At 74.6% G+C, this 21,601-nt stretch carries 20 protein-coding genes and 1 riboswitch; of the genes, 11 read left to right on the forward strand and 9 right to left on the reverse strand.

Annotation, left to right across the window (positions count from 1 at the left end; translation table 11 throughout):
• Positions 1 to 54: 54 nt before the first annotated feature.
• The 5 genes from cobN to H299_RS35085 all read right to left on the reverse strand — a co-directional run bounded on the left by cobN (position 55) and on the right by H299_RS35085 (position 8,414).
• Positions 55 to 3,720, reverse strand: a complete 3,666-nt coding sequence (cobN, locus tag H299_RS0119435; protein ID WP_078512874.1) for a cobaltochelatase subunit CobN — start codon at positions 3,718 to 3,720, stop codon at positions 55 to 57.
• A 41-nt stretch (positions 3,721 to 3,761) separates the two neighbouring features.
• The gene (locus H299_RS0119440; protein WP_027749764.1) at positions 3,762 to 5,351 is read right to left on the reverse strand and encodes a cobyric acid synthase; all 1,590 of its coding nucleotides are present in this window, start codon (positions 5,349 to 5,351) and stop codon (positions 3,762 to 3,764) included.
• Positions 5,348 to 6,358: a cobalamin biosynthesis protein gene (locus tag H299_RS35080; protein WP_051262637.1), complete on the reverse strand. Its 1,011-nt coding sequence runs from the start codon at positions 6,356 to 6,358 to the stop codon at positions 5,348 to 5,350. Before H299_RS35080 ends, H299_RS0119440 begins: the two co-directional genes overlap by 4 nt.
• 164 nt (positions 6,359 to 6,522) lie before the next feature.
• A riboswitch (cobalamin riboswitch) is annotated at positions 6,523 to 6,650 on the reverse strand.
• Positions 6,651 to 6,841: 191 nt separating this feature from the next.
• Positions 6,842 to 7,054 carry a hypothetical protein gene (locus H299_RS0119450; protein ID WP_027749765.1) on the reverse strand — a complete coding sequence of 71 codons (213 nt, stop codon included), beginning with the start codon at positions 7,052 to 7,054 and terminating at the stop codon, positions 6,842 to 6,844.
• A gap of 19 nt (positions 7,055 to 7,073) precedes the next feature.
• Positions 7,074 to 8,414 (reverse strand): inorganic phosphate transporter, encoded by a 1,341-nt coding sequence (locus H299_RS35085; protein ID WP_078512875.1) that lies wholly within the window; start codon positions 8,412 to 8,414, stop codon positions 7,074 to 7,076.
• Between the two features lie 184 nt (positions 8,415 to 8,598).
• Here H299_RS35085 and H299_RS35090 point away from each other — a divergent pair, with 184 nt between their 5' ends.
• From H299_RS35090 to H299_RS0119470, 3 genes are all read left to right on the forward strand, one after another.
• Complete coding sequence (locus H299_RS35090) at positions 8,599 to 9,339, forward strand: class II aldolase/adducin family protein (protein WP_078512876.1); 741 nt, start codon at positions 8,599 to 8,601, stop codon at positions 9,337 to 9,339.
• Positions 9,340 to 9,379: 40 nt separating this feature from the next.
• On the forward strand, positions 9,380 to 10,600 hold the full coding sequence (locus H299_RS0119465; protein WP_027749766.1) for a prolyl oligopeptidase family serine peptidase: 1,221 nt from the start codon (positions 9,380 to 9,382) through the stop codon (positions 10,598 to 10,600).
• A gap of 110 nt (positions 10,601 to 10,710) precedes the next feature.
• Positions 10,711 to 12,153 carry a hypothetical protein gene (locus H299_RS0119470; RefSeq protein ID WP_078512877.1) on the forward strand — a complete coding sequence of 481 codons (1,443 nt, stop codon included), beginning with the start codon at positions 10,711 to 10,713 and terminating at the stop codon, positions 12,151 to 12,153.
• 127 nt (positions 12,154 to 12,280) lie between these two features.
• Here H299_RS0119470 and H299_RS0119475 read toward each other — a convergent pair whose 3' ends face one another.
• A complete protein-coding gene (locus tag H299_RS0119475; RefSeq protein ID WP_037759729.1) occupies positions 12,281 to 12,694 on the reverse strand; it encodes a VOC family protein in 414 nt (137 codons plus the stop codon).
• A gap of 217 nt (positions 12,695 to 12,911) precedes the next feature.
• On the opposite strand from H299_RS0119475, the gene H299_RS0119480 reads away from it, so the two are divergent.
• The 8 genes from H299_RS0119480 to H299_RS0119515 all read left to right on the forward strand — a co-directional run bounded on the left by H299_RS0119480 (position 12,912) and on the right by H299_RS0119515 (position 18,604).
• Positions 12,912 to 14,510, forward strand: coding sequence for an ABC-F family ATP-binding cassette domain-containing protein (locus tag H299_RS0119480; RefSeq protein ID WP_027749769.1), 1,599 nt, complete (start codon positions 12,912 to 12,914; stop codon positions 14,508 to 14,510).
• A gap of 417 nt (positions 14,511 to 14,927) precedes the next feature.
• Positions 14,928 to 15,149 carry a helix-turn-helix domain-containing protein gene (locus tag H299_RS0119485; RefSeq protein ID WP_027749770.1) on the forward strand — a complete coding sequence of 74 codons (222 nt, stop codon included), beginning with the start codon at positions 14,928 to 14,930 and terminating at the stop codon, positions 15,147 to 15,149.
• 70 nt (positions 15,150 to 15,219) lie between these two features.
• A complete protein-coding gene (locus H299_RS0119490; RefSeq protein WP_027749771.1) occupies positions 15,220 to 16,005 on the forward strand; it encodes an enoyl-CoA hydratase/isomerase family protein in 786 nt (261 codons plus the stop codon).
• A gap of 127 nt (positions 16,006 to 16,132) precedes the next feature.
• Positions 16,133 to 16,630, forward strand: a complete 498-nt coding sequence (locus H299_RS0119495) for an Asp23/Gls24 family envelope stress response protein (RefSeq protein WP_027749772.1) — start codon at positions 16,133 to 16,135, stop codon at positions 16,628 to 16,630.
• Between the two features lie 31 nt (positions 16,631 to 16,661).
• Positions 16,662 to 16,868: a hypothetical protein gene (locus H299_RS0119500; protein ID WP_027749773.1), complete on the forward strand. Its 207-nt coding sequence runs from the start codon at positions 16,662 to 16,664 to the stop codon at positions 16,866 to 16,868.
• A gap of 17 nt (positions 16,869 to 16,885) precedes the next feature.
• Positions 16,886 to 17,299, forward strand: a complete 414-nt coding sequence (locus H299_RS0119505; protein WP_051262648.1) for an Asp23/Gls24 family envelope stress response protein — start codon at positions 16,886 to 16,888, stop codon at positions 17,297 to 17,299.
• Positions 17,296 to 17,946: a DUF6286 domain-containing protein gene (locus H299_RS0119510; protein ID WP_027749775.1), complete on the forward strand. Its 651-nt coding sequence runs from the start codon at positions 17,296 to 17,298 to the stop codon at positions 17,944 to 17,946. Before H299_RS0119505 ends, H299_RS0119510 begins: the two co-directional genes overlap by 4 nt.
• A gap of 10 nt (positions 17,947 to 17,956) precedes the next feature.
• Positions 17,957 to 18,604, forward strand: a complete 648-nt coding sequence (locus H299_RS0119515) for a hypothetical protein (protein ID WP_027749776.1) — start codon at positions 17,957 to 17,959, stop codon at positions 18,602 to 18,604.
• Between the two features lie 68 nt (positions 18,605 to 18,672).
• Here H299_RS0119515 and H299_RS0119520 read toward each other — a convergent pair whose 3' ends face one another.
• Genes H299_RS0119520 through H299_RS35100 form a run of 3 tightly spaced genes read right to left on the reverse strand, consistent with a single transcriptional unit; the run spans position 18,673 to position 21,526 of the window.
• On the reverse strand, positions 18,673 to 19,428 hold the full coding sequence (locus tag H299_RS0119520; RefSeq protein ID WP_027749777.1) for an SDR family oxidoreductase: 756 nt from the start codon (positions 19,426 to 19,428) through the stop codon (positions 18,673 to 18,675).
• Positions 19,429 to 19,484: 56 nt separating this feature from the next.
• A complete protein-coding gene (locus H299_RS35095) occupies positions 19,485 to 20,435 on the reverse strand; it encodes an SURF1 family cytochrome oxidase biogenesis protein (RefSeq protein ID WP_078512883.1) in 951 nt (316 codons plus the stop codon).
• 26 nt (positions 20,436 to 20,461) lie between these two features.
• Positions 20,462 to 21,526 carry a DEDDh family exonuclease gene (locus H299_RS35100; protein WP_037759672.1) on the reverse strand — a complete coding sequence of 355 codons (1,065 nt, stop codon included), beginning with the start codon at positions 21,524 to 21,526 and terminating at the stop codon, positions 20,462 to 20,464.
• Positions 21,527 to 21,601 lie beyond the last annotated feature (75 nt).

The following is a 21,601-nucleotide window of genomic DNA, read 5'->3' on the forward strand; positions in this document are numbered from 1 at the left end:
TTGCGCGCGTCGGCGCGGTTGCGCGCGCCGGGGCGCGCCGGGTGCCGTGTGTGCTCATGCGTCGCCCTCCAGTTCGCCTTCCAGCTCCAGATACGTCTCCCGGAGCCGGGCCAGGGTGTCGTTGTCCGGCTCTTCCCACAGCTGCCGCTCCGCGGCCTCCAGCAGCCGCTCCGTGATGCCGCGCAGCGCCCAGGGGTTGGACTTGCGCATGAAGTCGCTGTTCTCCGGGTCGAAGACGTACTCGGCGGCCAGCCGCTCGTACATCCAGTCGTCCACCACGCCCGCGGTCGCGTCGTAGCCGAAGAGGTAGTCGACGGTGGCGGCCATCTCGAAGGCGCCCTTGTAGCCGTGCCGCCGCATCGCGCTCATCCAGCGCGGGTTGACCACCCGGGCCCGGAAGACGCGGTGCGTCTCCTCGCCCAGCGTCCGCGTCCTGACCTGGTCGGGCACCGCCGAGTCGCCCACATACGCCTCGGGGGAGTCGCCGGTCAGGTGCCGCACCATGGCCACCATGCCGCCGTGGTACTGGAAGTAGTCGTCGGCGTCGGCGATGTCGTGCTCGCGGGTGTCGACGTTCTTGGCCGCCACCTGGATGCGCCGGAAGGCCGTCTCCATGTCGCCGCGCGCGGGGCGCCCGTCCAGGCCGCGCCCGTACGCGTAGCCGCCCCAGACCGCGTACACCTCGGCCAGGTCCGCGTCCGAGCGCCAGTTGCGGGCGTCGATCAGCGGCAGCAGGCCCGCCCCGTACGCGCCCGGCTTGGAGCCGAAGATGCGGGAGGTGGCGCGGCGGCGGTCGCCGTGTGCGGCGGTGTCCTCGTCGGCGTGCGCGCGCACGTAGTTGACCTCGGCCGGCTCGTCCAGCTCCGCGACCGCCCGCACGGCGTCGTCGATCAGCCCGACCACGTGCGGGAAGGCGTCCCGGAAGAAGCCGGAGATGCGCACGGTCACGTCGATGCGCGGGCGGCCCAGCTCGGCCGCGTCCACGATCTCGAAGCCGGTGACCCGGCGGGAGGCGTCGTCCCAGGTGGGGCGGCAGCCCAGCAGCGCCAGGATCTCGGCGATGTCGTCGCCCTGGGTGCGCATGCAGGAGGTGCCCCACACGGTCAGGCCGACCGAGCGCGGATAGGCGCCGTTGTCGTCCAGGTGCCGCCGCACCAGCGAGTCCGCCAGCGCGCTGCCCACCTCCCAGGACAGCCTGGAGGGGATCGCCTTGGGGTCGACGGAGTAGAAGTTGCGGCCGGTCGGCAGCACGTTGACCAGGCCGCGGGTCGGCGAACCGGACGGCCCGGCGGGCACGTAGCCGCCGTCGAGCGCGTGCAGCACGTTCGTGATCTCATCGGTGGTACGGGCCAGCCGCGGCACCACCTCGTTCGCCGCGAACTCCAGTACCGCCGCGGCGTCCGGCACCGCTGCCCCGAGCACGTCCGCCACCACCGGACGCACCGCCTCGGCCGCCCAGCCGCGCGCCTCCATCGCCTCGGCCAGCGCGCGGGCCAGCCGCTCCAGCAGGTCGACGGCGTCGGACGCGGTGCGCGCGGGCCCGTCGGCGAGTGCGGTGAGCGAGGCGGGCACGTCCGTCCTGGCACCCGGCTCGGCCAGCAGTGCGGCCTCGGACAGCCCGAAGTGCTCCGCCAGCGCCGCCCGCAGCCCCGGCAGCGCACCGCCCACGCCGCCCCACACCTGCGCCGAACGCAGCACGGCCAGCGCCAGGTTGACGCGCGCCTCGCCCTCCGGGCCGCCGCCCAGGATGTGCAGCCCGTCCCGGATCTGGACGTCCTTGATCTCGCACAGCCAGCCGTCGACGTGCATCACGAAGTCGTCGAACTCGCCCTCGTCCGGCTGCTCGTCGACGTGCAGGTCGTGGTGCAGTTCGGCGGCCCGCACCAGGGTCCAGATCTGGCTGCGCACGGCCGGGGCCTTGGCCGGGTCGAGATCGCTGACCAGCGCGTACTCGTCCAGCAGCTGTTCCAGCTTGGCCAGTTCGCCGTAGGAGTCGGCGCGCGCCATCGGCGGCACCAGGTGGTCCACGACGGTGGCGTGCCCGCGCCGCTTGGCCTGGGTGCCCTCGCCGGGGTCGTTGACGATGAACGGGTAGACCAGCGGCAGGTCGCCGAGCACCGCGTCGGGCGCGCAGCCGCCGGAGAGGCCGAGGCCCTTGCCCGGCAGCCACTCCATCGTGCCGTGCTTGCCCAGGTGCACGACCGCGTCGGCGCCGAAGCCGCCCTCGGCCTCCGGCGTCTCCAGCCAGCGGTAGGCCGCCATGTAGTGGTGCGAGGGCGGCATGTCGGGGTCGTGGTAGATGGCGATGGGGTTCTCGCCGAATCCGCGCGGCGGCTGGATCATGATGACGGCGTTGCCGAACCGCAGCGACGCCAGCACGATGTCCTCGCCGTCGAGGTAGAGCGAACCCGGCGGCTCGCCCCAGTGCTCCAGCATGCCCGCGCGCAGTTCGGGGTCCAGCGTGTCGAACCACCGCCGGTAGTCCGCCAGCGGCACCCGCGCGGTGGAGGCGGCCAGCTGCTCCTCGGTCAGCCACTCCACGTCGTGGCCGCCCGCCGCGATCAGCCGGTGGATCAGCTCGTCGCCGCCGTCCGGGTACCCGCTGATCCCGTACCCGGCGGCGCGGAGCGCGTCCAGCAGGGCGACGGCGGAGGCGGGCGTGTCCAGGCCCACCGCGTTGCCGACCCGCGAGTGCTTGGTCGGGTAGGCGGTGAAGACGAGCGCCAGCCGCTTCTCGGCGTTCGGGGTGTGCCGCAGCCGGGCGTGCCGTACCGCCGTACCCGCGACCCGCCTCGCCCGCTCCGGATCGGCGGCGTAGACCGGCACGCCGTCCGGGCCGTCCTGCTTGAAGGAGAACGGCACGGAGATCAGCCGCCCGTCGAACTCCGGGATCGCCACCTGCATCGCCGCGTCCATGGGCGAGAGCGCGGCGTCCGAGTCCTGCCACGCCTCGCGGGAGGTGGTCAGGCACAGGCCCTGGATCAGCGGCACGTCCAGTTCGGCGAGCGCGCCGATGTCCCACGCCTCGTCGTCGCCCCCGGCGGAGGCGTCGCTCGCGCGGGTGCCGCCCGCCGCCAGGACGGTGGTCACCAGGGTGTCGGCGCGGGCCAGCAGCTCGTACAGCCCCGGATCGGCGCCGCGCAGCGAACCGCAGTACACCGGCAGCGCGTTGGCGCCCGCCCCCTCGATCGCCTCGCACAGCACGTCGACGAACGCGGTGTTCCCGGACAGCTCGTGGGCACGGTAGAAGAGCACCCCCACGGTCGGCCGCGCGGCGTCGTACGCCCGCGCCCCGTGCAGCCCGTACGCCGGCATCCGGTGCGGCGGGGCGAAGCCCTCCCCGCTCATCAGCACCGTGTCGCTGAGGAAGCGGGCCAGCTCGGCGAGGTTGTCCGGGCCGCCCTCCACCAGGTAGCGCAGCGCCTCCGCGACGACCCCGGCGGGCACGCTGGAGTCGGCCATCAGCTCCGCGTCCGGCACCGACTCGCCGCCCAGCAGCACCGTGGGGATGCCGGAGGCGCGCAGCGCGGCGAGCCCGTCCTCCCAGGCCCGCTTCCCGCCGAGCAGCCGTACGACGGCCACCCCCGCGCCGTCCAGCAGCCGGGGCAGCTCCTCGGCGACGTCGAGGCGGTTCGGGTTCGCGATCCGGTACGGGGCGCCGGACGCGCGCGCGGCGAGCAGGTCCGTATCGGCGGTGGACAACAGCACAACGGTGCTCATGCGGCTCCCAGGAGGGTCGGTCGGCGGGTGAGCGGTGGCGTTCATGGCGCGCCCGGGGGGACGAACGGCAGCCCGGCGGGCGCGCCGTGCTCGATCAGCCGCAGCAGCGCCGCCGTGTCGGCGTGCTCCTCGATCAGATCCCCGAGGCGGTCGAGCTGTTCCTCGCGCAGTACGGCGAAGCAGGTGTCGGGCGCGGGGGTGAAGTCCCGTCCGGCGTCGCGGGCGATCCGGCTCAGGAAGGCACGCCGGAAGCCGTCGCTCTCCAGCGAACCGTGCCAGTGGGTGCCCCAGACGGAGCCGCTGCGGCAGCCGTCCAGCGGCGTGCCGCGCGCGTCGCGCAGGAAGCTTTCGCCGCCGAGGACCTCGGCGACGCCGTGATGGATCTCGTACCCCTCCACGCGCTCGCCCAGCGCCTCGCCCACCGGCCGGGCCAGCGTCTTGGCCGCCTCGAACCGTACCCGCACCGGCAGCAGACCCAGCCCCGGCACGACGCCCGCGCGGGACTCCACCTCGTCCTCGATCCGCTCGCCCAGCAGTTGGAAGCCGCCGCACACGCCCAGCACCGGGCGGCCCTCGGCGGCCCGGTGCGCCAGCGCCCGCGCCAGCCCGCGCTCGCGCAGCCAGGCCAGCGCCCGTACGGTGCCCCGGGTGCCGGGGACCACCACGAGATCGGCGTCCGCCAGCTCCTCGGGCCGGTCGGTGAAGCGCACCGAGACGCCCGGCTCGGCGGCCAGCGCGTCCACGTCGGTGAAGTTCGACATCAGGGGCACCGGCAGCACGGCGACGCGCAGCACGTCCGCCCCGTACGGTGCGGCGACGCCGCTCTCGCGCACCGTGCCGCGCAGCGACAGCCGCAGGCCGTCCTCCTCGTCGATGCCCAGCCCGTGCGCGTAGGGCAGCACGCCCAGCGGCTGCCGGCCGGTGAGCCGCCGCAGCATCTCCAGGCCCGGCTCCAGCAGGCTGACGTCGCCCCGGAACTTGTTCACCAGATAGCCGGCGACCAGCTCCTGGTCCTCGGCGGAGAGCAGCGCGGTGGTACCGAAGAGGGAGGCGAAGACGCCGCCGCGGTCGATGTCGCCGACGACGACCACCGGCAGGCGGGCGGCGCGGGCGAGGCCCATGTTCACGATGTCGCCGTGCCGCAGGTTGATCTCGGCGGGGCTGCCCGCTCCCTCGCAGATCACCGCGTCGTGGGTGGCGCGCAGCTGCTCCAGGCAGTCGGTGACCGTGCCCAGCAGCGCCCGCCTGCCCTCGGGGCGCGGGCCGTGGGAGCCGCCGGGGCTGGCAGCGCTGCCGGGGCCGCCCGGTCCGAAGTAGCCGCGGGCGCTCAGCTCGCCGACCGGCTTCCCCATCAGCACGACCTGACTGCTGTGGTCACCGCCGGGCTTGAGCAGTACGGGGTTCATCAGGGCGCTGGGCTCGACGCGCGCCGCTGCCGCCTGCATCGCCTGCGCCCGCCCGATCTCGGCGCCCTCACGGGTGACGTACGAGTTCAGCGACATGTTCTGCGCCTTGAACGGCGCGACCTTGAGGCCCTGGCGGGCGAGCCAGCGGCAGATGCCGGCCGTGACGACGCTCTTGCCCGCGTCCGAGGTGGTCCCCGCGACCAGCAGTCCGTGCGCGCCCCTCACCGCCGTGCCTCCCCGGGCTGCGCCTTCGGCGGGCACGGGGCCGGGGGCCGCGCGGCCGGGAGCCGGGCCGCCGCCGCGCGGGCGGCGAGGGTCACCGCGAGTGCCAGCGCACCGACGCGCCGCCCCAGCGCCACGGCCCGCTCGATGTCGGCCGGAGTGACCGCCCGGCCACCGGGGTTGAGCAGCGGCCGGTGCTCGACGCGGCCCCCGTACGCGAGGGTGCCGCCCAGCCGGACGCCCAGCGCGCCCGCGAACGCGGCCTCCACCGGCCCCGCGTTGGGGCTGGGGTGGTGCCGGGCGTCCCGGCGCCACGCGCGCAGGGCGCCCCCGCCGTCCGGTCCGGCCAGCGCGGCGAGCGCCGCGGTCAGCCGGGCGCCGGGGCAGCCGAGCACGTCGTCCAGGCGGGCCGCGGCCCAGCCGAACCGGCGGTAGCGCGGGGACTTGTGGCCGACCATCGCGTCCAGGGTGTTCGCCGCGCGGAACGCGGCCAGGCCCGGGACGCCCGCCAGCGCGCCCCAGAACAGCGCGCCGACCACCGCGTCCGAGGTGTTCTCCGCGACGGACTCCACCACGGCGCGCGCGAGCGCGTCCGCGTCCAGCGCCTCCGGGTCCCGGCCGCACAGCCGGGGCAGCAGCGCGCGGGCCGCCGCCAGGTCGCCGGCCTCGAGCGCGGCGCCCACGGCCCGCGCCTCCCGCGCCAGCGAACTGCCGCCCAGCACGGACCAGGTGACCGTCGCGCTCACCGCGGCGGGCCACACCGCCCCGGCCCCGGCGGTGCCCTTCGCCGCGGCGGTCGCCGCGGCACGGGCCAGCGCGGCGGCCCCGCCCACGCACAGGGCGGTGTGCAGCGTCCCGGCGCCGCGGTGGTCACGCCACAGCGCGCGCTCGGCCCGTGCCGCCGCGCGCCCGAAGGCCGCCACGGGATGGCCGCGTCGAGGGTCGGCGAACACCAGATCGGCGAGGTAGCCCACGGCGGTTCCCCAGCCGTGGGCGGTGTGAGCCCGCATCCGTCAACGCGCCGTCGCGCCCCGGCGGAACGGGCCCGGCGCGCGCCGGCGTGGCGGCGTACCGGGGGAGGGGGCGGCTTGGGCAGGGCGTGCGGCGGGGAAGCCACGCATGGCGTTTGTCCTCACTCAGGGTCCGCGCCCTGGTTCGACGTGACCGGCGACGAGAGTCTCCTGGCTCCCGGATCGACGCGTCCCCCGGCCTTCCAGCCCCTGACGGGACCGTGACGCTGGGTGGGGGAGCGCTCCCCGGTGACAGTGGCGGGACCGCGCCGGATTCACACCGGACTTCCTCTCCTGCCGCCGTATGGCACGGGAAGTTCACCACGTGCGCCATCGGCCGTCAACTCGGCCTTGACCTGCGACGGGAGAGTGTGAGGAGGCACACGGGAAGGGGTACGGGCGATGCCCGTACCCCTTCGTGCCGTGTCCTCGCCGTGCCTCAACCGTGCTCCGGACCGTGCTTCAGGCCGTGCTTCCGGCCGGTCAGGCGGCGATCAGATAGATCCCGTACGCCACGGCCAGCGCGCAGACGGCGAAGCAGACGTACGCCCCCGTGCGGGGCAGCGCGGCGGCGGAGGTGCCGTCCGCCTTGGAGGCGGTCCCCATGATCCCGAGGGTGAAGATGCCCACCAGGCCGACCGTCGCCACCAGGCTGACGCCGAAGACCTGGCCGAGGGCGGCCCAGTCGATGTCCATAGCTGTGTCCCTGCTTCTTTCAGGAGAGGCTGGAGGCGGGTGAGGTGGAGTGCGAGACCGTGCCGGCCTGGTGCGGAATGCCTTCCGCCCCCTCCGGTCCCGCCTCGGGCTGCGGCTGCTGCGCCTCGGCGTCGGGCAGCGGCGCCGACTGCTCGGCGCGGCCCGCGGTGGGAGGCGGTGCGACGGCCTGCATGGCCGTGGTGACCACGCCCGCGGGCTCGGTGCCGCCTGCGGGGGAGCCCCCGTCGGTGTCCTCCGGCAGGTCGTTGACGTTGGTGTGGTCGACCACCTCGCGGCGCGAGGCGATCCAGATGGCGGCGCTGCTGACGACCAGGAGCACCGCGACCGTGGTGACACCCCAGTCGCCCTGCTCGGCCAGCACCGCGGAGGCGCCCGCGATCAGACCGGCCGCCGGGATGGTCAACCCCCAGCCCGCGACCATGCGGCCCGCCGTCGACCAGTGCACGACGCCGCCCTTGCGGCCCACTCCCGAGCCCATCACCGCACCGGAGCACACGTGGGTGGTGGAGAGGGAGAAGCCGATGTGCGAGGAGGCCAGGATGGTGGCCGCCGCGCTCGTCTGGGCGGAGAAGCCCTGCGGCGGCTTGATGTCGGTGATGCCCTTGCCCATGGTGCGGATGATGCGCCAGCCGCCCAGGTAGGTGCCGGCCGCGATGGCGATGCCGGCCGAGGCGACGACCCACATGGGCGGGTCGGCGTCGGCGCCCAGGGCGCCGCCGGAGATCAGCGCGAGCGTGATCACACCCATGGTCTTCTGCGCGTCGTTCGTGCCGTGCGCCAGCGAGACCAGCCCGGCGGAGGCGATCTGCCCGGCCCGGAAGCCCTTGGCCGTCTGCTTCTCGTCCACACGCTGGGTCATCCGGTAGGTGAGCCGCGTCGCGAACAGGGCGGCCAGACCGGCCACCAGCGGCGCCGCGAGGGCCGGGATGAGGACCTTCATGATGACGACCTCGCCGTTGACGGCGCCGAAGCCCACCGAGGCGACGGTCGCACCGAGGAGGCCGCCCATGAGGGCGTGCGAAGAACTGGAGGGGAGCCCGGCGAGCCAGGTCAGCAGATTCCAGATGATCGCGCCGACGAGCGCGGCGAAGATCACTTCGGGTTGGATTCCGGAACCTTCGTCGATCAGTCCGGAGGAGATGGTCTTGGCGACCTCGACGGACACGAAGGCGCCGATGAGGTTGAGGACCGCCGACATCGCCACCGCCGTCTTGGGCTTGAGAGCCCCGGTGGAGATGGTGGTGGCCATGGCGTTGGCTGTGTCGTGGAAGCCGTTCGTAAAGTCGAACACCAAGGCCGTGACGATCACGATCCCGATGAGAAGCGTGATGTGTTCCATTCACCCAGGCAATCAGTTCGAAGGTCAGTGACTTGGTGAACGTAAGGATCGTGAGTGAACGGAAGATGAACTCAGGCGGGCATCGGGGTGTCACTCGGCGAGGCTTGTTGTGACCAAGCTGCTACATAGCGTAACAGGAGATTCACGGAGCGCCGCCCGCTAGTCTGCGGGGCTGGAGGTGCACATGCGACGAACCCTCGCGGACGCCTGGGAAGCAGTGGTGGAGACGGCCCGCAGGACGGTCACCGACGGCCTGGTCGTGGGGACTTCGGGGAACGTCTCGGTGCGGGTCGGGGACACGGTGCTGGTGACGCCGACCGGGGTGCCCTACGACCGGCTCGGCCCGGACGACCTGTGCGCCGTCGATCTCACCGGCGCCCCCGCGGGCCCGGCGTCCGGGCGGCAGCCGCGGCCCACCAGCGAACTGCCCATGCACCTGGCCGTGTACCGCAGCTCCGACGCCCGCGCCGTGGTGCACACGCACGCCGTGCACGCCACCGCGGTGTCCACCCTCGTCGACGAACTCCCCGCCATCCACTACATGGCCGCCGCACTGGGCGGCGTGGTGCGGGTCGCGCCCTACGCGCCGTACGGCAGCGACGAGTTGGCCGCACACATGCTCGCGGCGCTGGAGGGTCGCAGCGGCTGCCTGCTGCGCAACCACGGCACCGTCGCGTACGGCGCCACGCTCGACCAGGCGTACGACCGCACCGCGCAGCTGGAGTGGATGTGCCAGGTCTGGCTCACCGCCGCCTCCGTACCGGGGCACACCCCGGCCCTGCTCACCCGCGCCGAGATCGACCGCACGGTCGTCCGGCTGCGCGGATACGGCCAGCCGGGGCCGCCCCGCGCGGAGCCGGCGCAGCCCGCCTCGGACGGCCCGGCCGCACCCCCGCCCGCAGCCGCCTCACCCGACCGCCGCTGACCGCTGGCCCTCGCGCGCCCGCGGGCCGACACTGGTGAGGATGCGCCTGCTGACGAGGGCGGCCCTGGCCGCCACCACCGTGCTGGGTGCCGGGGCGGCCGTGGTGGCCGCCGGACGGTGCGCCGCCGACGCTGCCCTGAGACCGGCCCGCGCCCGTCCGGGCCACCCGCCGCTGCCCGCGGGCTTCGCCGGACCGCCGCTGACCGTGCACTCCTTCACCGAGGGCGGCCCCGCCGCGGACCCTGCCGTCGGCGAGGGCCAGGGCGAGGGGCGGATCGCCCTCACCCGCTCGCTGACCGCCCTCCTGCCGGGCGTCTACGGCTTGACCGGCCGCGGCCTGCACGCGGTCGCGGGCCCGGTGCTGGACGCGTCCGCGCCCCCGGCAGGCGCGCGCGAGCCGGGTACGGCGGCGGACACCGTCGTACGCCGCCTGGTGCGCGTGACGCACGGGAGCATCACCACCGGCACCAAGGTCCGCGTCACCCCGCTCGTCCACCTGGGCGACCCGCGCGGCGCGCTCGGCCTCGACTACGCCGAGGTGGCCGTCCCCGGGGACACCGGCGAACTGCCCGCCTGGTTCGTACCCGGCGACCGCGACACCTGGGTCATCACCGTGCACGGCCTCGGCGCGACCCGCGAGCAGCCGCTGTGCGTCCTGCCCTTCCTGCACGCCCAGCGCTTCCCCGTCCTGGACCTCGCCTACCGGGGCGACCGCGGGGCCCCCGGCACCGCGAACGGCACCGGGCATCTCGGCGACCGCGAGTGGCACGACCTCGACGCGGCGATGCACTACGCGGTCAGCTACGGCGCCGAGCGCCTCGTGCTGCACGGCTGGTCCACCGGCGCCACCATGGCCCTGCACGCCACCGCCAACTCCGCCCTGCGCGACCGCGTCAGCGGACTCGTCCTGGACTCGCCCGTCCTGGACCGGCGGGCCACCCTGCGCGCCTTGGCCGCCGCACGTGGCGTTCCCGGCGCGCTGCTCCCGCTGGCGGTACGGGCGGCCGAGGGGCGCGCGGTGCTCGGCCAGGGCCCGCCGCCCGAACTCGCCGATCCGGCCCGGCTCGCCGTGCCCACCCTCCTCTTCCACGGCCCCGACGACACCGTCGCCCCCTGGGAGCCCGCCCGCCGGCTGGCCGGCCGGCACCCGGAACTGGTCACCCTGCACACGGTGCCGCACGCCCCGCACGGCGCGATGTGGAACGCCGACCCGGCAGGCTACGAGGAGGCACTGCGCCGCTTCCTCACCCCGCTCATGTGACCCCGCCCGCGCCCGGCACGCGCCCGGGCCCGCAGCCCCGTGAGCGCCGCTCAAGTGAGCGGAAAAGACTTCCGTTTGGGTTTTCCCCTCCCAGGATGAAGACTGCCCCTGTGACGTCCCGTACTCCGCGAGACACCCGGCTGCGCCTTGTCCCCCGACGACCCATCGCCGCCGCCCGCCGCACCGCGACCTCGGCCGGCCGCGGGCGCGCCTGGCCCGCGCCCGGTGCCTCCGGGCCCAGGCCGCCCGAAGGCACCCCACCGCCCGCCGTGCTCGCCCGACAGGCCCGGGCCGTACTGGGCGGCGCGGTCCGGATGGCCCGCTGGGCGGCGGGCGAACCGCCCAGCGCGGGCGTGCCCACGGCCGAGGCGTTCGAGCGGGCCGCCGCCCAGCTGCGGCTCACCCCGGACCAGGTCCGCGCCGACTGGGACCGCGCCCGCCTCGCCGGGCTCATCGAACTGCACGGGGACACCGCGCGCCCCGGCTGGCGGCTGCGCGCCTGGGAACGCGACGACAGCGCCGTACTGCGCGGCTGGGTCGCCCTCTTCGACGGCTGGTCGCTGGCCCGGCCCGCCCCGGCCGAGGCGGCCGACCCGCTGCTCGTGGGCGAGACAGTGGTGGCCATGCCGCAGCTCCTCTCGCTGCTGCACCTGTCCGCCGGGCCGGTGACCGTACCCGCGCTGCTGGACCTGCTCGTCCAGCGGATCACGGAACTGCGCGCCGAACTGCGTACCGACCGCGATCCGGGCCAGGCCGATCCGGACCAGGAGGCGGACGACCCCGCCGTGCTGCTGCCCGTGCTGCTGGACTGGGCGCTGGACGGCCTCGTCGCCGTCGGCGCCCTGACCCGCTGCTCCGACGGCGACGACGCGCGGGCCGACTCGGCCGTGCTCACCTCGCTGGGCAACTGGGCGGTGTGGACCAAGCTGGAGCAGATCTGCGTGGCCGCCCAGAGCCCCGCGGGGAACATCGAGCAGTCCGCCGAGGACATGCTGCGCGGCTGCGCCCGGCTCACCCCCGGCCCCGCGCGGGCCGAGTACCGCGCCTGGCTCGCCGCCCGCACCTCCGGCCCGGCCGTCACCGGCCTGCTGGAGGCCGCCCGTGGCGAGGACGCCCTCATCCGCGGCCTCGCCTTCGAGGCGCTGCGCGTCGTCGGAGCGCCCGCCGAGCCCGACGTACGCGCCGCGGCCGAGGAGCCGACGCTGCGCCCGTACGCGCTGCTCTGGCTCGCCGAGCAGGAGGGCGCCGACCCGGAGGAGCTGGCCGGGGGCGCGCACGGCGTGCTCACCAGGGAAGAGGCCACCTGGCTGTGGGTGGACACGGCCGCCGCCGTGACCGACCACGGCGAGGGGCGGCTGCTGGTCGACCACCTCGACACGGCGGTGCAGGGGAGCGTGCCGCAGCTGCTGGAGGAGGTACGGGCGGCCGGGCATCCGCGCACGGTGCAGGTGCTGGTCGCGCTCGCCGCGGCGCACCCGGACCCGGCGCTGGCCAAGGCGGTCCGGCGGGCGGCGTTCCAGGTGCACACGGGGCACGCGGACGACCGACGCTAGGGCGTGCCGGGCGTTTGGGGGCACCCGTCCCCAGGCCCAGGGGAGGCCCCCGTCTCGCTGCCTTGTCGGAGTCGGCTTCCCGGGGGCGGGACGAAGCGGGTGGAGCGGGCGCAGTGCACCCGACGCTTCAGCCCGCCCCGTCCGCCCCGGCGCCCGGCGCGTACGTGCCGAAGCTCCAGATGTTGCCCTCGGCGTCCCGGGCCATGAAGTCGCGGGAGCCGTAGTCCTGGTCGGTGGGCGGCACCAGGATCTCCGCGCCCGCCCGCTCGGCCCGCCGGTAGGCCGCGTCGCAGTCCTCGACCACGAGATACACCCCCGCGGGCCCGCCCCCGGCCATCGCCGCGTCGAACGCGCCGCCACGGCCCCTGGTGCCGAGCATCACGGTGCCGTTGCCGAACGTCAGCTCAGCGTGCTCGACCACACCGTCCTCGTTCTCGTACACCACGTGCTCGGTGAAGCCGAAGGCCTCCGTGAGCTGCCGGATCGCCGCCTTCGCGTCGCGGTAGAGCAGGGTCGGACACACGGCGGGGACTTCACTCATCCCACTCACCACCTTTCCGTCGGGGATCGTGCCGGCGGCGGGAGCCGCCATGGTCACTCCCGTGTCGGGTACCGGGCACCGCCTGGGGGAAACGCATTTGCCTGTCGCCGCTAGACTTGCCCCCATGGCTTCTCTCCTTGTGCATTGACGTCCGTACGTCTGCGCCGCCCGGTCCCCTCGTACGTACGTCCTTCACACCTGCCCTGGAGCTAGTCCCGTGATCACCGTTTCCGGCCTCGAACTGCGTGCCGGCGCACGCATGCTCATCGAATCCGCCACCTTCCGCATCGCGCAGGGCGACCGCATCGGCCTGGTGGGCCGCAACGGCGCCGGCAAGACCACCCTCACCAGGTGCCTGGCGGGCGAGGCCACCCCCGCCGCCGGCACCATCACCCGTTCGGGCGAAGTGGGGTATCTGCCGCAGGACCCGCGCACCGGCGACCTCGACGTGCTCGCCCGCGACCGCATCCTCTCCGCGCGCGGCCTCGACGCGGTCATCCGCAGGATGCGCGAGAACGAGCAGCGCATGGCGACCGGCCAGGGCGCCACCCGCGAGCGCGCGATGAAGAAGTACGAGCGCCTGGAGACGGAGTTCCTCACCCGCGGCGGGTACGCCGCCGAGGCCGAGGCCGCCACCATCTCGGCCAGCCTCGGGCTGCCGGACCGGGTGCTCGGCCAGGCGCTGCACACCCTCTCCGGCGGTCAGCGCCGCCGCGTCGAGCTGGCCCGCATCCTCTTCTCCGACGCCGACATCCTGCTGCTGGACGAGCCGACCAACCACCTCGACGCCGACTCCGTGGTCTGGCTGCGGGACTTCCTGCGGACCTACCGGGGCGGCCTCGTGGTGATCTCCCACGACGTCAACCTCGTGGAGACCGTCGTCAACAAGGTCTTCAACCTGGACGCGAACCGCTCCCAGATCGACCTCTACAACATGGGCTGGAAGCAGTACATCACCCAGCGCGAGTCGGACGAGAAGCGGCGCAAGCGCGAGCGGGCCAACGCCGAGAAGAAGGCCGCCTCGCTGAACTCGCAGGCCGACAAGATGCGCGCCAAGGCCACCAAGGCCGTGGCCGCGCAGAACATGGCGCGCCGGGCCGAGAAGCTGCTCTCCGGGCTGGAGGCGGAGCGCCAGTCGGACAAGGTGGCCAAGCTGCGCTTCCCGGACCCGGCGCCGTGCGGCAAGACCCCGCTGATGGCGCACGAGCTGTCCAAGTCGTACGGCTCACTGGAGATCTTCACCGACGTCGGGCTGGCCATCGACCGGGGTTCCCGGGTCGTCATCCTCGGCCTCAACGGCGCGGGGAAGACCACCCTGCTCCGGCTGCTGGCCGGGGTGGAGAAGCCGGACACCGGCACGGTCACCCCGGGGCACGGGCTCAAGCTCGGGTACTACGCGCAGGAGCACGAGACGCTCGACGCGAACCGCACGGTCCTGGAGAACATGCGGTCGGCTGCGCCGGACATGGACCTGGTGGCCATCCGCAAGACGCTCGGCTCCTTCCTCTTCTCCGGCGACGACGTGGACAAGCCCGCCGCCGTGCTCTCGGGCGGCGAGAAGACCCGGCTGGCGCTGGCCACGCTGGTGGTCTCCTCCGCCAACGTGCTGCTGCTGGACGAGCCGACGAACAACCTGGACCCGGCCAGCCGCGAGGAGATCCTCGGCGCCCTGCACAGCTTCACGGGCGCGGTGGTGCTGGTGACGCACGACGAGGGTGCGGTGGACGCACTCGAGCCCGAGCGGATCATCCTGCTGCCGGACGGCGTCGAGGACCTGTGGGGCCAGGAGTACGCCGATCTGGTCGCGCTCGCCTGAGCCCGGCACCGCCGCGCGGCGGTGCCGGAGGGCGCGGGGGCCGGTCCGCCTGGACCGGCCCCCGCGCGCTTGATCATCTCCGCTGGATCATTCGGCCTACGGGTGATCCATCATCTGAGTGAGAGCGGCTCGTACCACGGCGCCGTCCGTCCCCCGGGCGCCCCGTGCCGTGCAGGCCCGCCCGCCGGCCCCGCCGCCGCGCCCGCCGCCGGCCCGCCGCAAGCCGCTGACCTGCCCGTACGTGCCGCACCTCGCGCGCTCGCTCGCGCGCGAGGGCCGACGGCGGGGCGCTGGGGAGCCCCGTCCCGGGCGCGGCGCGTCCACCGAGTTGCACGGACCTTGCCGAATGGGTGGCCAGATGCCGGTGGAGGGGTGATCATGAGAGTCACAGAGCGCACTTCCCATGAGGAGGCACGGGTGGCCGAGACTCTGAAGAAGGGCAGCCGGGTGACCGGCGCTGCACGCGAGAAGCTCGCGGCAGACCTCAAGAAGAAGTACGACTCCGGAGCGAGCATTCGGGCGCTGGCCGAAGAGACCGGTCGCTCCTACGGCTTCGTGCACCGGATGCTCAGTGAGTCCGGTGTGTCCCTGCGCGGTCGTGGCGGGGCTACCAGGGGAAAGAAGTCCGCCTCGTCCTGACGAGGTTTCCGGGGCTCCGGGCCGGTGGTTACTCTTCAGTCAACTGCTGAGTAACCACCGGAGGATTTTCATGTCCGACCCTCTGCTCGACCAGGACGGCGTGCTGCTCACCACGGACGGCGAGGTCGCCACCGTCACGCTGGCGAACCCGGCCAGGCGCAACGCCCAGACGCCCGCGATGTGGCGGGCCCTGACCGAGGCGGGGCGCCTGCTCCAGGGCGGCGTCCGCGTCGTGGTGCTGCGGGCCGAGGGGCCGTCCTTCTCCGCCGGGCTGGACCGGCAGGCGTTCACTCCGGAGGGGTTCGAGGGCGAGCCGTCCTTCCTGGAGATGGCGCGCGGCTCCGAAGCGGAGCTGGACGCGCTGATCGAGGAGTACCAGCGGGCGTTCACCTGGTGGCGCCGCAGCGACGTGGTGACCATCGCGGCTGTCCAGGGGCACGCGGTCGGCGCGGGCTTCCAGCTCGCGCTCGCGTGCGACCTGCGGGTGTGCGCGGAGGACGTGCAGTTCGCGATGCGCGAGACCAGCCTGGGGCTCGTCCCCGACCTGGCCGGTACGAAGCCCCTGGTGGACCTGGTCGGCTATGCCCGGGCCCTGGAGATCTGCGCGACCGGCCGCTTCGTGCACGCCGAGGAGGCCGAGCGCTGCGGCCTCGCCAACCTGACGGTGCCCGGCGCGGAGCTGGACGCGACCGTCGCCGACCTCGCCGCCGCACTGCTCGCCGCCCCCCGGGACGCGGTGATCGAGACCAAGGCGCTGCTGGCGGGCGCGGGCGACCGTACCCATCAGGAGCAGCGCGTCGCCGAACGGGCGGCTCAGGGGCGCCGGCTGCGCGACCTGGCGGGTCTCTCGGACTGACGGCCCCTCCCGGGGGCAGGGTCACCCGTTCGGTGCCGTGTGTGCCAGGCGGGGTGCAGCGGGCAGATCTAACGTGGGTGGGGGAGTGGCGGAATCTGCCATTCCACCCCGAGGTGAGGTGAAGGCCATGTCCGATACGGAACAGCGCAGGCCCAAGGAGCCCCAGACCGCGCAGTCCTCCGGCGCGAGCACCCAGCAGACGGTCGGAGGGCGGGGCGCACAGGACGCTCCGGCCGACCGGGGGCGGACGACCATCGCGGACGGCGTGGTCGAGAAGATCGCCGGGCTCGCGGCCCGCGACGTCGTCGGCGTACACGCCATGGGCAGCGGCCTCGCCCGTACGTTCGGCGCGGTCCGCGACCGGGTACCCGGCAGCGGCAAGGCCGTCGCCAGAGGCGTCAAGGCAGAGGTCGGTGAGGTGCAGACGGCCCTCGATCTGGAGATCGTGGTCGAATACGGCGTCTCGATCGCTGAAGTGGCGCGCTCCGTCAGGGAGAACGTGGTCTCCGCGACCGAACGGATGACCAGCCTGGAAGTCGTCGAGGTGAACATCGCCGTCAGTGACGTGAAGCTCCCCGACGAGGAAGATGAGGACGAGGAACCGGACAAGCCGCGCCTCCAGTAAGGCCGGAGTCCGCTGAGCGAAGGAGCGCACGATGAACATGGCCGTGGTCGGTCTGATCACAGGTATGGCGCTGGGCTTCGCCGGATACTTCGGCGGTTTTGGCGCCTTCCTGCTGGTGGCGGCGCTGGGCGCCGTGGGTTTCGTCGCGGGGAGGCTGCTGGAGGGAGATCTCGAACTCGGAGACTTCTTCCGCCCCCGCGACGGCTCGCGCGGCGATGACCGGCGCCGGACGCGGTGACGGGCCAGGACGCGGCGGTGAGCCAGAACGCCGCGGCGCAGACGGAGACGGCGGGGACGGCGGCGGCGCCCGTGGTGCCCGCCGCGGAGCGGGGCGCGCTGCGCGTCGCCGACCGGGTGGTGGCCAAGGTCGCGGCGCAGGCGGCGAGTGAGGCCCTGCGGGCCGGTCCCGAGGCGCACAAGCTGCCGCCCGGCAAGGGCTCCGCTCCCCAGGCCACGGTCCGCGTCCGGGACCGCTCCGCGCGGGTCAAGCTCTCCCTCGCGCTCGGCTACCCGTCGGACATCGCCGCCCAGTGCCGCGCCGTGCGCCGGCACGTCGCCGCTCGGGTGGCGGAGCTGGTCGACCTGGAGGTGCCGGAGGTGGCTGTCGGCGTGGACCGGCTGCACCCGCCGCAGGCGGAGGGCGCGGACTCGCCCAGGAGGGTCCGGTGAAGGCGCCGGAGCCGGCGGCGCGGCCCGCCCTGGAGCAGTCCGCCTCCGCCGCCGCGTACGACGCGGGGAGCCGCCGCGGGCAGGACGACGGGCAGAGCGGCGGGCACCGCGCCGGCAGGTTCTGGTCGACCCGGCGGCTGCCCGCCCTGATCGTGGCCGCGCTGCTGCTGGCGGGCGTGGGCGTGCTGCTGTTCGACCTGGTGTCCGTACGGGCGGACCGGCCCGGCATGGCCTGGCGCCGGACCCTGGCCGACGAACTGGCCGGCCGGCCGCTGGACGACGTCTGGGTGCGGGTGGGCGCGGCCGCGGCCGTGCTGCTCGGCCTCTGGCTGATCGTGCTGGCGGCGACCCCGGGCCTGCGCGGCCTGCTGCCCATGCGCCGGGACGAGCCGCGGGTGCGCGCCGGACTGGAGCGCACCGCTGCGGCGCTGGTGCTGCGGGACCGGGCCATGGAGGTGGCCGGGGTGCGGTCCGTACGGGTCGCCGTCGGGCGCCGCCGAGTCCGCGCCCGCGCGCAGGCCCACTTCCGCGATCTGGACGAGGTGCGCGGAGACTTGGACACGGCGCTCGGGGACGGCATCCGGCAGCTCGGCCTGGCCCGGCAGCCGGGCCTGTCCGTCCATGTCCGACGCCCGGCGAAGGGATGAGGTGGCCGCCGTGCTGCGGACGGTGAACCGCGTACTGCTCGGCCTGACCGGCGTGCTGCTGCTCGCGGTGGGCGTGGTGGTGTTCGCGGGCAGCCTGGACCTCCCGCAGCGCTGGAACCTGGGCCTGGGCTCGGACTGGCGCTGGGCCACACCGGACGACGTGCTGCTCACCGACGCGGACCGCACCCGGTGGCGCGCGGAGGGCTGGTGGTGGCCGGTCGTCTTCGCCTCGCTGGGCGTCCTGCTGGCGCTGCTGCTGTGGTGGCTGCTCGTCCAGCTGCGGCGCCGGCGGCTGGCGGAGGTGCTCGTCGCGCCCGCCGGTCCCGAGGGGGCGGGCGAGCCGGACGGGGAGGACGAGGACCCTCCCGGCGACGCCCTGGGCGCGCTGCTGCGCGGGCGGGCGCTGGAGGAGGCGCTGGCGGCCGAGGCGGAGACCCTGGAGGGCGTCGAGCGGGCGCGCGTCGCCCTGCGCGGGCGCCGTACGGAGCCGCGCGTCCGGGTGAGCCTGCTGCTCGCCCCGCACGCGGAGCCGGACCTCGCGCTGGAGCAGCTGCGCACGGTCGCGCTGGAGCACGCACGGACGTCGGTCGGCCTCGCCCGGCTCCCGGCCGAGGTGCGGCTGCGCTGCGTACGGCACCGCGCCGAACGGGTCAACTGACCGGCGCTGCTCCGTTCGTCCGACCTGCGCTCCCGGCGGGGCGCCGCCGCGTTCCCGGCCGCGCTCCGTCAGAAGCCGTGCCCGGCGCCGCCGTCGACCGGCACCATCACCCCGGTCAGATAGGACGCGGCGGGCGAGAGCAGGAACGCCGCCGTACGGCCGAACTCCTCCAGGGTGCCGTAGCGGCGCAGCGGGATGGTGGCGCAGTGGCGGGCGCGGGCCGCGTCGGCGTCGCCGGAGAGTCCGTCCAGCTCCCGCACGCGGTCGGTGTCGATGCGCGAGGGCAGCAGGCCCAGCACCCGGATGCCGCGCGGGCCGACCTCGCCGGCCAGTGTCTTGGCGAAGCCCGCCAGCCCCGGCCGCAGGCCGTTGGAGACGGCCAGCCCCGGGATCGGCTCGTGCACCGAGCCGGAGAGCACGAAGCCGATCACCCCGCCCTCGCCGAGTTCGGCGGCGGCGCTACGGGCGAGACGCACCGCGCCCAGGAAGACGGACTCGAAGGCCGTCCGCCACTGCTGGTCGGTGATCTCCTCGCCCGGCCCCGCGGGCGGGCCGCCGACGCTGATCAGGACCCCGTCGAAGCCGCCGAAGCGTTCGCGCGCCGCCTCGACGAGCCGGGCGGCGGTGGCCGGGTCGGCGTTGTCGGCGGCGAGGCCCGCCGCGCCCGCGCCCAGCCGCGCGGCGGCGCCCGCGGCGGACTCCGCCGTACGGCCGGTCACCACCACCTTGGCTCCCTCGGCGGCCAACTGCTCCGCGGCGGCGAAGCCGAGCCCGCGGGTGGCTCCGGTGACGACATAGACACGGTTCTTCAGCCCAAGATCCATGGGCCCAGTCTGCCGTGCGGGGAGCCGGGTGTCTGGGGGCGGGACGGGGGCGGGTCCTACTCGACGGTGGTCCGTGCGGGGGCCGAGGGGGTGGTGGCGGGGATGCCCTGGTGCTCGTCGGGAGCCCCCTGTGGGCCCCGCTCCCTGTCCGCCCCCGCCCCGTCCGGCCCGTCCGCCTCGGCTGCGGGCTCGGCGCCGGTCACCCCTGGCTCGTCCCGGGCCTCCGCCCCCTCCGCAGCGGCCTTCGCCTTCGCCGCCAGCTGGTCCCGGCGTTCGCGGCGGACCAGGATCACCCAGCCGACCGGGACGAAGGCGGTCAGGAGCCACCACTGCACGGCGTACGCCATGTGTGCGCCGATACTGCCGTGTTCCGGCTCGGGCAGGCGCTGCGGCTGCTTGCCGGCGGGTGCCGGCACGGACTCCGTCAGCTGGATGTGGCCCCGCAGCACCGGCTTGTCCAGCGCCTCGGACTGCTGACGGCTGTTGATCAGCATCACCTGACGGTCCGGCAGGCCGGGCCTGTCCTTGATGCCGCTGTCTCCGGTGGTCTCGTCGGCCATGATCCGGCCGGTGACCGTGATCTCCCCCCGGGGCGCGGCGGGCACCTCGGGGAACTTCGTCAGGTCGCCGCCCGCCTCGATCCAGCCGCGGTTGACCAGAACGGCGCTGCCGTTCCGCTGGATCAGCGGGGTGACCACGAAGTAGCCGATGGACTGCTCGTCGGCGGCCGTCCGCTGCCGGACCACCACCTCGTGCTCCGTGTCGTAGCGGCCGGTCGCCGTCACCGAACGGAAGCGTGCGTCGTCGGCGGGTCCGCGGCGGACACCGGTCAGCTCGGCGACCGGCACGGCGGGGGCGTCGAGGCTCTCGGCGATCAGGTCGTTGTGCGCCACCCGCGCCTCGTGCCGGTGGAGCTGCCAGAAGCCCAGCTCGACCGTCACGGGGACGAGCGCGAGGGCGAGCAGGGTGAGACACACCCACTGCCGGGTCAACAGGAAGCGGTACACGGTCACCGACGGTATCGCGCGGCCCCTCAGCGGCCGGGCGCGGGGGCCACCTCCCGCAGCAGCTGGCTGAAGGCGGCCTCGTCGATCACCGGGGTGCCGAAGGCGCGCGCCTTGTTGACCTTGGAGGTGAAGGCGTCCGGGTCGTTGGTGACGACCACGCTGGTGAGCCGGGACACGCTGCCGGCGATGTGCAGCCCGGCCTCGGTGGCGCGGTCCTCCAGCAGCTCGCGCTCCACCGAGGTGTCTCCGGAGATGGCCACCCGCATGCCCTGGACGAGCGGCCCACCCGGCTCGTACCGCCCGGGATTGGGGTAGGGGCACGCGGGCCGCCTGCGCGCGGGGCGCCAGGTCCCGTACGCCCGGGAGCCAGTACGGGCGGCGGAGCCGCCGCCGGTGCTGAGGGCGTCCGTCCACTCGGTGAGCGGCTGGCAGGCGAGCAGCGGGAGCTGCACCCGGGTCTCCGCGGCCAGGTGCAGGCTCGGCCGGAAGGACTCGGCCAGCACCCGGGCGTCGTCGAGCGCGTGGTGCGCGCGCTGCTGGACGACGCCGTAGTGCGCGGCCAGCGACTCCAGCTTGTGGTTGGGCAGCGGGAGGCTCAGCTCCTTGGAGAGCGCGATGGTGCACAGCCGCTGGCGGACGGGCGCGGTGCGCCGCGCCCGCGCGTACTCCCGCGCGATCATCGACCAGTCGAAGATCGCGTTGTGCGCGACCAGCACCCGGCCGTCGAGCCGCTCGGCGAAGTCGTCGGCGACCTGCTCGAAGAGCGGGGCCTTGGCCAGCACGTCCGAGGTGAGGCCGTGAATCCAGGTGGGGCCGGGGTCGCGCTGCGGGTTGACCGGCGTGTACCAGTGGTCTTCGACGTTGCCGCGGGCGTCCAGCCGGTAGACGGCCGCGGACACTATCCGGTCGTCGCGCGCGAGGCCGGTGGTCTCCACGTCGACCACCGCGTAGCCGTCCGGATAGCCCGACGGCCAGTCGGCGCCTGGGGGCGTGGTGGCGCCGTACGCGCTGTCGCTGCCGGTGGTGGACTGCGCGGGAATGTGTGCCGCCCCCGCGCTCTCATCCGGACGTGCCGTCTGGTCTTCGAGCATGGTCCCAGAGGATACGGCCCGGCACTGACAGTGCCGGACACGAGCCCGGCCCGAAGCGGCCCCGGCGGCGGGTGA

This window comes from Streptomyces sp. CNH287 (assembly GCF_000424825.1).